The organism is Streptomyces purpurogeneiscleroticus, from assembly GCF_020024005.1.
GTDB lineage: Bacteria > Actinomycetota > Actinomycetes > Streptomycetales > Streptomycetaceae > Streptomyces > Streptomyces purpurogeneiscleroticus.
In genome coordinates, this window is the sequence record NZ_NHSG01000384.1 from 1 (window position 1) to 12,908 (window position 12,908).

The 12,908-nt window shown below is 72.5% G+C and carries 10 protein-coding genes; 2 read left to right on the forward strand and 8 right to left on the reverse strand.

Annotated features, from left to right (window positions below):
• The coding region (locus CCS38_RS27860; protein ID WP_223736089.1) for a PQQ-dependent sugar dehydrogenase at positions 1–1,127 on the forward strand (1,127 nt) is incomplete at its 5' end.
• A 67-nt stretch (positions 1,128–1,194) separates the two neighbouring features.
• Positions 1,195–1,365: a DUF6191 domain-containing protein gene (locus CCS38_RS27865; protein WP_223736097.1), complete on the forward strand. Its 171-nt coding sequence runs from the start codon at positions 1,195–1,197 to the stop codon at positions 1,363–1,365.
• Positions 1,366–1,535: 170 nt separating this feature from the next.
• Here the strand turns inward: CCS38_RS27865 and CCS38_RS27870 are convergent, their stop codons facing one another.
• The 8 genes from CCS38_RS27870 to CCS38_RS27905 all read right to left on the reverse strand — a co-directional run bounded on the left by CCS38_RS27870 (position 1,536) and on the right by CCS38_RS27905 (position 12,858).
• A complete protein-coding gene (locus tag CCS38_RS27870) occupies positions 1,536–1,949 on the reverse strand; it encodes a hypothetical protein (RefSeq protein WP_223736090.1) in 414 nt (137 codons plus the stop codon).
• Positions 1,950–2,043: 94 nt separating this feature from the next.
• Positions 2,044–5,211, reverse strand: coding sequence for a helix-turn-helix transcriptional regulator (locus CCS38_RS27875; RefSeq protein WP_223736098.1), 3,168 nt, complete (start codon positions 5,209–5,211; stop codon positions 2,044–2,046).
• Between the two features lie 94 nt (positions 5,212–5,305).
• The gene (locus CCS38_RS27880) at positions 5,306–5,491 is read right to left on the reverse strand and encodes a hypothetical protein (protein ID WP_223736091.1); all 186 of its coding nucleotides are present in this window, start codon (positions 5,489–5,491) and stop codon (positions 5,306–5,308) included.
• 192 nt (positions 5,492–5,683) lie between these two features.
• Entirely contained in the window at positions 5,684–6,268 is a 585-nt protein-coding gene (locus CCS38_RS27885) for a hypothetical protein (RefSeq protein ID WP_223736092.1), read from the reverse strand.
• A 96-nt stretch (positions 6,269–6,364) separates the two neighbouring features.
• A complete protein-coding gene (locus tag CCS38_RS27890) occupies positions 6,365–8,623 on the reverse strand; it encodes an MMPL family transporter (RefSeq protein ID WP_223736093.1) in 2,259 nt (752 codons plus the stop codon).
• Between the two features lie 215 nt (positions 8,624–8,838).
• Positions 8,839–10,956: a phosphocholine-specific phospholipase C gene (locus CCS38_RS27895; RefSeq protein ID WP_223736094.1), complete on the reverse strand. Its 2,118-nt coding sequence runs from the start codon at positions 10,954–10,956 to the stop codon at positions 8,839–8,841.
• A gap of 127 nt (positions 10,957–11,083) precedes the next feature.
• Positions 11,084–11,980 (reverse strand): carbohydrate ABC transporter permease, encoded by an 897-nt coding sequence (locus tag CCS38_RS27900; RefSeq protein WP_223736095.1) that lies wholly within the window; start codon positions 11,978–11,980, stop codon positions 11,084–11,086.
• The gene (locus CCS38_RS27905; protein ID WP_223736096.1) at positions 11,977–12,858 is read right to left on the reverse strand and encodes a carbohydrate ABC transporter permease; all 882 of its coding nucleotides are present in this window, start codon (positions 12,856–12,858) and stop codon (positions 11,977–11,979) included. Before CCS38_RS27905 ends, CCS38_RS27900 begins: the two co-directional genes overlap by 4 nt.
• Positions 12,859–12,908 lie beyond the last annotated feature (50 nt).

A 12,908-nucleotide genomic window follows, 5' to 3' on the forward strand; every position in this document is an offset into this window, starting at 1 on the left:
TGCTCCTCGCCGCCGGCTGTTCCTCGGGCGGCTCGTCGGGCGATGGCGGTACGGCGGGGAAGTCCGCCGGGCCCTCGCGCGGCGGGAGCGCGTCGGGCGCGCCGCACCGTACCCCCTCCGCCGCCCCCGCGAAGGGGTCGGTGAAGGTGGTCGCCACCCTCACCACCGGCCTGAAGTCCCCCTGGGGCGTGGCCGCGCTGCCCGGCGGCGACCTCCTCGTGGCGTCCCGGGACACCGGGACGATCGTCAAGGTGGACGGGAAGAGCGGGAAGAAGACCGAGCTGGGCTCGGTGCCCGGCGTGGCCCCGGACGGCGAGGGCGGGCTGCTGGGCCTCGCGGTCTCCTCGACGTTCGGCGCCGACCACTTCGTGTACGCGTACTTCACCACCGCGTCCGACAACCGCATCGTCCGCATGGTGTACGACGACAAGCGCCCGGCCGGCAATCAACTGGGCGCCCCCGACACGGTGTTCAGAGGCATTCCCAAGGGCCATGTCCACAACGGCGGGCGGATCGCGTTCGGCCCGGACAAGATGCTGTACGCCGGTACGGGCGAGACCGGCGACGGCGAACAGGCCCAGGACAAGGACTCCCCGGGCGGCAAGATCCTGCGGATGACGCCGGACGGCGAGCCGGCGCACGGCAACCCCTCGGCCGACTCCGTCGTCTATTCGTACGGCCACCGCAACGTCCAGGGGCTGGCCTGGGACGCCGACAAGCGGCTCTGGGCGTCGGAATTCGGCCAGAACACCTGGGACGAACTGAATCTGATCCGGCCGAACGGGAATTACGGCTGGCCGGAGGCCGAGGGGAGGAGCGGCGGGGACTCCTCGTACGTCCAGCCGGTCGAGCAGTGGAGCACCGCGGACGCCTCGCCCAGCGGGATCGCGTACGCCAAGGGGTCGATCTGGATGGCCGGGCTGCGCGGCGAGCGGCTGTGGCGGATCCCGTTGCGGGGCACGGAGCCGGTGGCGAAGCCGCAGGCGTTCCTGGAGGGGAAGTACGGGCGGCTGCGGACGGTCGTGCCGACCGGGGACGGCGGGCTGTGGCTGGTCACCAGCGAGACGGACAAGCGGGGCACGCCGGAGAAGGGCGACGACCGGATTCTGCGGCTGAAGATCACATGATGTCCTTTTTGCGGCGGGCGTGCCTACACTGACGGCAGTGAGCAGGACGCCACGCCAGGGGGTCGCGATGTTCAACCTCGCCGAAGAGCTCTTCGCGCCGGGCCGTAAGCACACCGAGGACGAGCGGCAGAAGCTCTCCCTCATGGTCGTGGACGTCGGCGACTCCGACCCGGGCCTCGGCCCCATCGACCTCGCCTCCGGGCGGGTGGTCGTCCGCCTGCCGCACCCGGCGGCCTGACGCCCCGGACCGCCTGCCGCACCCGGCGGCCTGACGCCCCGGACCGCCGGCCTCGGACACAGGCTCTCGGAGGGGGAGCTTCGCCAGGACGCAATAGCCGGACCGAAGCCCCGCGGCCAGCAGTCTGCCCCCACCTCACCGGAAAACGGGGATCAACTCACGGACCGCCCCTAGGAGGGCGATCCACCCCGGCCAGGCGCCTCAAGACGGTTGAAGCCGGCGAGGCGGGGTGAGATGGCGAAGGGGAAGGATTCGCCGTCGGGGGTCTTGAGGGCCGCCACGATGTCGTGGTCCGGTGCACCGAATATCTCGAAGTGCTGCACGGTGCAGTGCTCCATCACCTCGCGGATGTACGGATCCGACAGCCGCCAGTGGGCACGGATGGCGTCGGAGTCGCGGTAGAGCTGGAAGCTGTGCGCCAGCATCCGCTCCTCGTCGATGAAAACCTCCACCATGAGCTGCGGGCCGTGCTCTTGAGCGAATGCCACCGCCTGCGCGATGGCGTGCCGGAAGCCGTCGAGGTGACCGTCGGTGATGCGCATGGTGTTGCGAAAGAGAATGGTGCTGCTGTTTGTGGTCTTCATGCGCCGAGTGTTGTACCTGAACCAAGGTTGAGGTCAAGGGCACCTCTCACCCAAGTCCCACGTTGAACCGGACATCAACTCGCAAACCGCCCTATCAGGCCGGCTCCGCCTCGGGGAACAGCCGCAGCCGGTGTGCCAGCGCGCCCGCCTCGCCGCGTCCCGAGACGCCGAGCTTGGCCAGGATGTTGGAGACGTGCACGCTCGCGGTCTTGGGTGAGATGAAGAGCGCGTCCGCTATCTGGCGGTTGCTGCGCCCCGCCGCGACCAGCCGCAGCACGTCCTGCTCGCGCGGCGTGAGCCCCAGTGAGTCGGCCGTTGTGTCCTGGCTGGTGTCGGGGGCCGTGTCGGCCGTCGCCTCGGCGGTCTCCGGCGCCCGGTCCCCCGCCGACGCGGCGCGCACGGGCCCGACCCGCACGGGCCCGGCGAGCGCGGGTGCGGACTGCGCGGGCACCGGCGGGAGACCGCCGGATCTTCGCCCTTCCGGCAGTGTGATCCGGGCCCGCTGTGCGAGCCGGTCGATCTCCCGGGCCAGTGGGCCCGCGCCCATCCACCGCGCCGCTGCCCGCGCCTCGGCGAGCAGCACCGTGGCCGCCTCGCGCTGCTCGCGGCCCGCCGGGCCGCAGGTCAGCAGCGCTTCCGCCCAGCGGTGGCACGCCCAGGCCAGGGCGTACGGCCGCTCGACGCGGCGGAGCGCGGCGACCGCCTCGGCCCAGCGCTCCGGCGCCGGCCGCCCCTCGGCCCGGCACAGCTCGGCCTCGGTCAGCCGGCCGTACGCCTGCCACACCGGGACCGGGCGGGGCAGCGTCCGCGCCACCGCCGCCAGCCGGGCGAGCATCTCCTCGCGCCCGGTGGCCGCGGCGGGCAGCCCGCGGGCGTCCGCCTCGGCCGCGGCGGCCCGCCACAGCAGGGGCCAGCCGAAGCTGTACGTATCGAGCGGGAACCCGGCCGTCAGTAACGGCTCCAGGACTTCCCGGGCCGCCGCCGCGCCCTCCCGGTGGACGGCGATCTCGTACGCGAAGCGGGTCATGGGGATCGTGTACTGCGGTTGGTTCTCATAGCTGCCGAAGTCACGTCTGGCCACGGCCAGTTCTTCCGCGGCGGTGTCGAAGTCGCCGCGGAGCAGGGCCAGGTCGGCGTGGCGGGAGGCGGCCAGCGCGCGGGTGCGGCTGCCCAGGGCGAGGCGCCGGCAGTCGGCGGCGGCCGCGGCCGACTCCGTCCAGCGGCCCAGCGACATCAGGCTCTCGGCGAGGTTCCCGTAGACCCAGCTGCGGGAGTCCTTCAGGCCGAAGTGGTCGGTCATGGCGAGCCCGCGCTCGGTCGCGGCCACCGCCTCCGCCGAGCGGCCCACCGCCTCCAGGTGCGAGGGGAGGTTGGTGAAGCCGCGCGCGACGACGGCCGAATAGCCGCGCTCCAGCGCGCGGTCCAGCGCCGCGCGGAAGCCGGCCAGACCGCCGTCCACGTCGCCCGAGGAGACCTGCAGGCCGTACAGCGTGAGGCGAGCGTTCAGCTCGACCTCCTCCTCGCCGACCAGGCAGGCGAGCTCCACGGCCCGCTCGGCGGCGGTGAAGGAGTCGGGGCCCGGGGCGTGCAGCGCGCCCCAGGCGGCGGCCTGCGCCAGCACCGCGGCGTGCACCGGCGACGGCGGCAGCCCGCGCACCAGCTCCTGGGCGCGGCCCAGGTCCTCCCAGCCGTCGCCGCGGCCCGTGCTCTGCGCCAGCCGGGAGCGCTGGGTGAGGAACCACGCCTCGCGCAGCGGGTCGTGCTCCCCCGCGAGCGCGCGCAGCGCCCGCTTGGTGACCGTGTAGGCGCGCTCGCGGTCGCCGGAGAGCCGGGCGGCCACCGCGATCTCGGCGAGCAGGTCCAGATAGCGCAGCGCGTCGTTGTCGCAGCCGCTGGCCGGATACGCCTCGGCGCAGTCCACGGGGCGGACCGCGAGCCGGACGTCCTTGGGCACCTCGTCCCACAGCTCCAGCGCCCGGTCCAGCAGCCGCAGCTGCTCGGCGTGGGCGTGCCGGCGGCGGGCCGTGACCGAGGCGGTGAGCACGGCGGGCAGCGCCTTGGCGGCGTCCCTGGCGTGGTACCAGTAACTCGCCAGGCGGGTGGCGCACGCCTCGGCGCGCACCAGGCCCGGGTCGGCTTCGAGGGCTTCCGCGTACCGGCGGTTGAGGCGGGTGCGCTCCCCGGGGAGGAGGTCGTCCTGGACGGCCTCGCGGACCAGTGCGTGCCGGAAGCGGTAGCCCGTGCCGTCGCTGGTGGGGACGAGGGTGTTGCTGCCGACGGCGACGCGCAGGGCCTCGATGAGGTCGTCCTCGGGGAGCTCCGCGACGGCCGCGAGGAGATCGTGCTCGACGGTGGAGCCGCCCTCGGCGGCCATCCGGATCACCCGCTGGGTGTGCTCCGGCAGGGCCTCGACGCGCACGAGGAGGAGGTCGCGGAGCGAGTCGCTGAGGCCGGGGAGCGTGCCGTCGTGGATGCTGCAGGCCAGCTCCTCGACGAAGAAGGCATTGCCCTCGGAGCGCTCGAAGACCCGCTCGACCAGGGCCTCTTCGGGCTCGCTGCCGGTGATCCCGGCCATCTGGGAGCGGACCTCGTCGCGGGTGAAGCGGGCCAGCTCGGCGCGCCGGACCGTGCGCATGCGGTCGACCTCGGCGAGGAAGGGGCGCAGCGGGTGGCGGCGGTGGATGTCGTCGGAGCGGTACGTCGCGACCAGCAGGACGCCGGCGTCGTGGAGGGTGTGCAGCAGATAGCTGAGCAGCTCGCGGGTGGAGCGGTCGGCCCAGTGCAGGTCCTCGACGATGATGACGAGGCTGCGGCCGCGGGCGAGCCGCTCCAGCAGCCGGGCGGTCAGCTCGAAGAGGCGGGCGCGGCCGTGCTCGTCGTCGCGCGACTCGCCCGGGGCCTCGCCGAGCTCGGGCAGGATGCGGGCCAGCTCGCCCTCCTGGCCCCCGACGGCGGCGGCCAGCTCCTCGGGCAGGCGGGAGTTCAGCGTGCGCAGGATCGCGGAGAACGGGGCGAACGGCAGGCCCTCGGCGCCGATCTCCAGGCAGCCGCCGAGGGCGACGAGCGCGCCGGCGGCCCGGGCGGCCGCGGCGAACTCCTCGATCAGCCGGGTCTTGCCGACGCCCGCCTCGCCGCCGACGAGCAGCGCCTGCGGCTCGCCGGAGGCCGTGGTGCGCGCGAGCGCGTCGCCCAGCAGGCTCAACTCGCTGCTGCGGCCGACGAATACGCGACTGACGGACCTGGTCTCCACGTCGCAGAGCATCGCACAGAGGTCTGACAATCCGGCATCGGATTTTGCGGGCACCGGGCCGCCCCGGCGAGCGGTCACCGGCCCGCCCCGGTAGGGCATTCCGTTCTTATGCCGCAGCCCGGCGGCGGGCCCGTACGCCCCGGCCCCACCTGCTCACCCGCCCTTCGGACGCGTCGCCGGCGGACCGTGCGGCGCGGCGTCCCTCGGTGGCCTCGCGGGCCAGCCGGTCGCGGTCGGCCTCCCGGCGCAGTTCCTCGGCGCGGGCGCGGTGCTCGGCTTCGTAGTAGAGCATGACGTCTCCTGGTACGGCCGCGGGAAGCGTGTTCCCACGGCGGCTGACGGTACGTCGTCAGCCTGGCCGCCTCAGGGGGTGCGCCACATCGGGCAACTTCCCGATCTCCACGCCCGGAGGGGCCTTAGATCCGCTGCCGTGTCTCACGCAGCGGTCTAAGGCCCCTCCTGTATGCGGTCATACGGGCTCTCCTCAGGAGCCGCCGGGGCTGAGCTTCGGGGCGGACGCGAACAGGTCGAGGTACATGCCGCCGGCGATCACCAGGCCGAGCACGGCGAGCGCGAAGCCGCCCCAGGCGACGGCCCGGGTCCAGGCGGCCTGCGGGCGGCGGAGCAGGACGGCGCCGGTGACCACGAGGGCCAGCACGGCGAAGATCCCGTTGACGAGGGCGGTGGTGTGCCAGGGGGTGGTGTAGACGGCGGCGATCTGGTCCTGGGTCTTGCCGGTCTGGAGCTTGATCTGGCCGAGGACGGTCTGCCGCTCGGCGAGGATCGTGCCGGCCCAGGTGCCGGTCAGGGAGGCGAGGCCGAGTGCGGCACCGGCGACGGCGCCGGCCCCCGCCGCGATACCGCGCCGCACGGGCGCGGCGGCGGTGGGCGCGTCCTCGATGACGCTCTCCTCCGCGCCGGTCTCCTCGGTACCGGCGGCGGTCTCCGGCGTGGTGTCCTGTGCCGCGGCCCGGTCCTCGGGGGCGTCCGCCGGCTTGGTGCCGGCAGCCGCGTCCTCGGTGACCGGCTCGGTCTTCTCGGTGTCGTTCTTGGTCGTCGTGGTACCCATGGGCGCGACCGTAGGTGCCGCGTCTGAGAGTCGTATGAGAGAGCGGGCCAACACCGGATGACGGCCGGAAGAACGGCTTCCGGACGACTCGCTTCCCTAGCTGCGTACCAGTCGCTCGTCCTCGGCGTGCCGGGGTGCGGGAACGGGCACGACGGTGTCCGGGAGCTCGTCCTCGTACTCCTCCGGCGGCTCGATGCTGAGGCGCGGCAGGCGCCGCTCCAGCCAGGCCGGCAGCCACCAGTTCGCGCCGCCCAGCATGTGCATCAGCGCCGGTACCAGGAGCGTGCGCAGGACGAAGGCGTCCAGGGCGACTGCGGCGGCCAGTCCGATGCCGAACATCGCGATCGTCCGGTCGCCGCTGAGCACGAAGGCGGAGAACACCGCGATCATGATGACCGCCGCCGAGTTGATCACCCGGCCGGTCTCGGCGAGTCCGACCCGTACGGACCTGCGGTTGTCGTGTGTGCGCCGCCATTCCTCGTACATCCGGCTGACCAGGAAGACCTGGTAGTCCATGGAGAGGCCGAAGAGGACGGAGACCATGATCACCGGCAGGAACGGTTCGATCGGGCCGCCGCTGCCCAGGCCCAGCAGCTCGCTGCCCCAGCCCCACTGGAAGACGGCGACGACGACTCCGAAGGCGGAGGCGACGGCGGCGACGTTCATGACGGCGGCCTTGAGCGGGATGCCGAGCGAGCGGAAGGCCAGCAGGAGCAGTACGGACCCGAGGGAGACGACCACGCCCACGAAGAGCGGCAGCTTGCCGACGATCACGTCGGCGAAGTCGTCGTAGCCGGCGGTGACGCCGCCGACGTCGACGTGCAGCGTGGAGGCGTCGGCGGCCTCGGGCAGCACGTCGGTGCGCAGCCGTTCGACCAGGTCGGAGGTGTCCTTCGACTGCGGCGAGCTGTCCGGGACGACCGTGATCACGCCGGTGCTGCCGCTGCCGTCGAACTCCGGCCCGCTGACCTGCGCCACTCCGGGCGTGTTCCGCAGCTGGTCCGGGAGGCCGTCGAAGGCGAGCTTGTCCTTGGCGCCGTCCAGGTCGCCGACCAAGGTCAGCGGCCCGTTGAAGCCGGGGCCGAAGCCGTCGGCCAGCAGGTCGTACGCCTGCCGGGTGGTCGAGGAGCGCGGGTCGGTGCCCTGGTCGGAGGTGCCCAGGTGCAGCCCGAGGGTGGGCAGCGCGAGGACGAGCATGACGGCGGCGGCGAGGCCGCCGAGCAGCTTGGGGTGGCGCTCGACGAAGCCGGACCAGCGGACCGCGAAGCCGGTGGGGTGCTCGGGGCGCGGCCCGTCGGCGGCGAGCCGGCCGCGTTCGCGCCGTCCCAGTACGCGCGTCCCGATCAGTCCCAGGAGCGCGGGCAGCAGCGTGATCGAGGCGGCCACGGTGAGCACGACGGTCAGCGAGGCGGCGAGTGCGACGCCGTTCAGGAAGGACAGCCGCAGGACGAGCATGCCGAGGAGGGCGATACAGACGGTCGCCCCGGCGAAGACCACGGCCCGTCCCGAGACGGCCACCGCCTTCTGTGCGGCCTCCGGGACGCTCATCCCCGCCCGCAGGTTCTTGCGGTGCCGGGTGACGATGAACAGCGCGTAGTCGATGCCCACGCCGAGTCCGATGAGCATGCCGAGCATGGGGGCGAAGTCCGCGACGGTCATGACGTGACCGAGCAGGCTGATGCCGGCCGACGCGGTGCCGACCGCGACGACCGCGGTGATGATCGGCAGGAGGGTCGCGGCCAGCGACCCGAAGACGAGGAAGAGCACGACGGCGGCCGCCGCCAGGCCGAGGCCCTCGGCGAGATGGCTCTGCGGCGCTTCGGTGAGGCCGGCGCCGGCGCCGCCGAGCGCGACGGTGAGGCCGTCCCCGGACGCGTTCTGTGCGGTGTCCACTACGGCCTGTACCTGCTTCGGGTCCAGGTCGTCGGCGGGCGCGTCGAAGACCACCGTGGCGTAGGCGGTGTGCCCGTCCCGGCTGATGCGCTGTTCCGCGTCACCGGACGGGGCGGCCTCGGCCTGCGTGCCGGCCGGGCCGTCGGGGCCCTCCACCGAGGCGACCCCGGGCAGCTCGGCTATCCGGTCCAGGGCGGGCTCCATCCGGTCCCGCACCGCGTCCGCGCGCACGGTCCCGGAGTCGGTGTGCCACACGAGGGTGTCGTTGTCCCCGGACTGTCCGGGGAAGGCGGCCGCCATCCGTTCCGCGGCGCGCCCGGACTCCGTACCGGGGACGTCGTATTTGTTGGAGTACGAGGAGCCCAGCGCACCGGCTGCGGCCACGACGCCTGCGAGGACGGCGAGCCAGAGCACGATGACCAGGGAGCGGCGCTTCAGGCACCACCGGGCAAGTACGGTCATAAGGGCCTTTGTCTGCTTCCCGGGGGTTTTGCGCGCCGAACTCCGGGGTGACCGGTGCTGCCGAGCGCGGAACGGGCTGGGAGGTGGAGCGGGCCCGCCGCCTGCCGACGAAGGGGCGGCGGGCCCGCATCACACGAGAGTGACAGCCCGAGAAGATCCTTTGACCCCTTTGTGTACTTCCTAACAAAGAAGCGAAGGATCGCACTCCGCGAGGTTCAGCCCGTTATCGACTCCGCGCCGTTCTCGATGTGCCCCATCAGCCGGCGGCGGAACGATTCGTCTTCCCTGACCGTGACGTTTAGGTCGTACCAGCCGTGGTCGCGGTCGGCTGAGTGCGCCAGCGTACGGGTGCGGCCCGCGGGCAGCGTCACCGTGCGCGGCGCCGCACCGGAGTACGCCAGCGGCGCCAGCGTGACGGTCAGGTCCCCGTCACCTCCGTTGACGAGCGTCAGATGGATCTCCCGCCGCCCGGCGTCCAGGTGCGTGCTCACCTTCAGCCCGGCCGCCGCGCCCGCCGCGGTCCCGGCGAACTCCCGCCGGAAGCCATTGGGCCCGGTGAGGTGGAAGTCGTACGCCCGGTCCCGGACCGGTACGTCCCAGCCGGCCTTCCCCCGTACGTCACGGTGCTGGGGCGTGGCGTATTCCCGCGCATACGGGTACAGCGCGAGGTGCGCGCTGGCCGCGCCGCTGTTGCGCAGCGCCAGCCGGAACCGTCCGGCCGCCGGGTCGTAGGCGCCGTCCGCGTCGGGCTGGTACGGCAGCGGACGGGCCGGGCGCGTGCCCTCCTCCGGCCGCGGCAGCCGCTGCTCGGCGGGCGGCTCGGGGCGCCACCGCCCGGTGAAGGGCGGGATCGGGCCCGGCTGGTCGACGGCGGGCTGTTTCCGGCCGCGCGAGAAGTCGAAGGCACTGGTCAGATCGCCGCAGACGGTGCGCCGCCAGGCGCCGATGTTCGGCTCGCGGACGCCGGTCCAGCGCTCCAGGAAGCGGACGATCGAGGTGTGGTCGAAGACCTGGGAGCAGGCGTAGCCGCCGACCGTCCAGGGCGAGATCACCACCATGGGGACGCGGATGCCGAGGCCGGTGGGGCGCCCGTCCCAGTACTCCTCGTCGGTGCCGGCCGGGGCCACGGGCGGCGGGACGTGGTCGAAGAAGCCGTCGTTCTCGTCGTAGGTGAGCAGCAGGACCGTGCGCCGCCAGACCTCCGGGTGCTTCCCGAGGGCGTCGAGGATCTTGTACACGAGGGTGGCGCTGGCGATCGGCGAGGACGAGCCGGGGTGCTCGGAGTCGGCGGCGGCCGGGACGATGTAGCTGACCTCGGGGAGCGTGCCGGCGGCGACGTCCGCGGCGAAGGCGGTGGCGGTCGAGCCCGGCTCGCCGCGTCGCAGCGCGCGCTCGAACAGGCTCCGGTCCGCCCGCGAGAGCGCCTTCACGCCCTCCTCCAGCAGGCCCTGCAGCCGCTTGCGCTCCGTCTCGTCGGCGTCGGCGACCTTCGCGTAGAAGGCCGTCATGTTCTGGATCCCGGGGTCGCCGACCTTGGCGAGCGCCTTCTTCGCGACGGCCTTGAAGCTCGCGAAGAACTCCAGGTTGTTGTCGGTGAAGTTGTCCCACTCCTGGTAGACCTGCCAGCTGTGGCCGGCCTTCTCCAGGCGCTCGGCGTACGTCGGCCAGTCGTAGCCGGGGTGGGTGTCCTCCGCGTACGCGTCGTTGCCGACCGCCCGCTTGCCGTTCGCCTCGAAGCCGGTCCAGCCGCTGACCAGGTGGTTGCGGTTGGGGCTGGTCGAGGTGTGGATCGAGGAGTGGTAGGCGTCGCAGACGGTGAAGGTGTCGGCCAGCTCGTAGTGGAGCGGCACGTCCCGGCGGTCGTAGTGCGCCATGGTCGCGGCGGTCTTGGCGGACACCCAGTTGTCCATCCAGCCGTCGTGCCACGCCTTGAAGCCGCCGTCCCAGCCGTGGTCCAGGTCGCCGATGTACTGGAGGTCCTTCTTCTGGGTCTCGGCGGCCTCGCGCACGGAGAAGGGCAGTACGGAGCCGGTGCCCGTCGCGGCGGGCTGCTCGTAGACGCTGCGGTCGCCGGGGATCCTGATGGCGTTGCGGTCGGCGTAGCCCCGTACGCCGCGCAGCATCCCGAAGTAGTGGTCGAAGGACCGGTTCTCCTGCATCAGCACGACGACGTGCTCGATCGCGTCGAGCCCGCCGTCCGTGCCGCCCGGCCGCGCCGCGTCGGCGGCCAGTGCTTGCTGCAGCGAGGGCGGCAGCAGCGACCCGGCGGCGGCCGCGCCCACGGCCGCCGCGCCAACTGCCAGTACCCGTCTCCGACTTGTCTCCGATGCCACGTGCTTCCTCCAGTCGTCCCCAATGGTCCGTCGTTGGCCCATTGATGTGGTGCGTCCGGGACGATAGAAGACCCGTGTGGCCCGCGATAGGTATCGGGATGACGACTTTGCAAACGGAAGGGTCCGCTCACTTCCCGATGCCGGCCGCCAGCCCGCGGACGAAGTGCCGCTGCCCGATCAGGAAGATCACGATCATCGGCAGCGCGGCGATGGTCAGCCCCGCGAAGAGAACCGGCCAGTTGGAGTTGAGCCGCCCGGCCATGTCGGCCAGGCCCACGGGCAGCGTCTTGAGCCGGTCGTCGGTGATGAAGACCAGCGCGAAGGCGTACTCGTTCCAGGCGAAGAGCGCCTGCAGGACGGCGGCGGAGGCGAGGATCGGGCGGGCCATCGGGACGACCACCCGCCAGAACGTCTGCCAGCGGCTCGCCCCGTCGATGTACGCCGCCTCCTCCACCTCCACCGGCTGCCCCAGCAGGTAGGCGCGGATCAGGAAGGTGGTGAAGGGCACCTTGAAGGCGGTGTAGAGGACGATCAGCGCCCAGTACGTGTCGTAGATGCCCAGCGCCTGGAGGAGCTGCGAGAGCGGTACCAGGGCCACCGTCGGCGAGAGCATCATCGCGCCGAGCACCAGCAGCAGCGCCGGCTGCGAGCAGGGGATGTCGAGGCGGGTGAGGCCGTAGGCGGCCCAGGCGCTGATGAGGACGACGGCCAGCACGCTCGCGGCGGTCACCAGCACGCTGTTGAGCAGATAGCCCAGCACGCCCTGGTTCCAGGCGTCGGCGTACGTCGACCAGTGCGGGTCCGCGGGCAGCCCCCAGGGGTCGGCGAAGAGCTCGCCGTTGCTCTTCAGGCCCGCCAGCGCCATCCAGCACAGCGGGTAGATCACCGCGACGGCGAGCGCGGCCAGCGCGCCGTAGGCCAGCACGCGCACGGCGACGGGGCCGAAGCGGGCGGGCGCGCGCCCCGTGGGGGACGAGGCCGGTTCCGGTGCCGTGCGGGCGGTCCTGCCGAGGGTGAGGGTCATGCGGCGACCGCCTTTCTGCGCGAGTGGAGCAGCTGCAGGGCACCCGCGGCGAAGGTGATCAGGAAGATCACCGTGCCGATCGCCGCGGCGTATCCCATGTCGTCACCGGTGAAGGCGCTGGTGTACAGCCAGGTCCCCAGCACCTGGCTGGAGTTGGCGGGCCCGCCGCCGGTCATCACCATCACCTCGTTGAAGACCAGGAAGGCCCCGGAGACGGTGAGGATGATCAGCAGGGTGGTCATGTCGCGCACCATCGGCACGGTGACGTGGAAGAACGTGCGGATCCGCCCCGCGCCGTCCACGGTCGCCGCCTCGTACAGCTCGCGCGGTATGCGCTGGACCGCGACGGTCAGCAGCATCGTCGTGTACCCGAACGACTGCCACTGGCTCATGTTGATGACGCCCCAGATGGAGGTGGCGGCATCGCCCAGCCAGTCGTGCTGGAGGCCGCCGAGCCCGACCGCGTCCAGGGCGCGGTTCACCAGGCCCGCGTCCGGCTGGTAGAGGAACTGGAAGAGCAGGCCCGCGACGGTCATGGAGACGGCCGCCGGGATGAAATACACGGCGCGCAGCACCCCGCGCAGCCGCCGCCCGATCAGCTCCTCCAGTACCGCGGCGAGCACGAGCGCCGCGCCGACCTGGAAGACGACCGAGGTGACCGCGTAGAAGACGTTGTTGAGCAGCGCGTGCCAGAAGACCGGGTCCTGCAGGGCCTGCCGGTAGTTCTCCAGGCCGACGTAGCGCATGCCGGGCCGGAAGACGCTGAACTTGAAGAGGCTGAGCCGGACGTTCTCGACGATCGGGTAGTAGACGAACAACGCGATCAGCGCGAGCGCGGGGGCGACATAGAAGGCGTGCCGGATGCGGCGTCGTGTCACTGGTGCACCTCCTTCGGGAGCGGTCGGGGGCGAGTGGGGGGTGTCAGGGA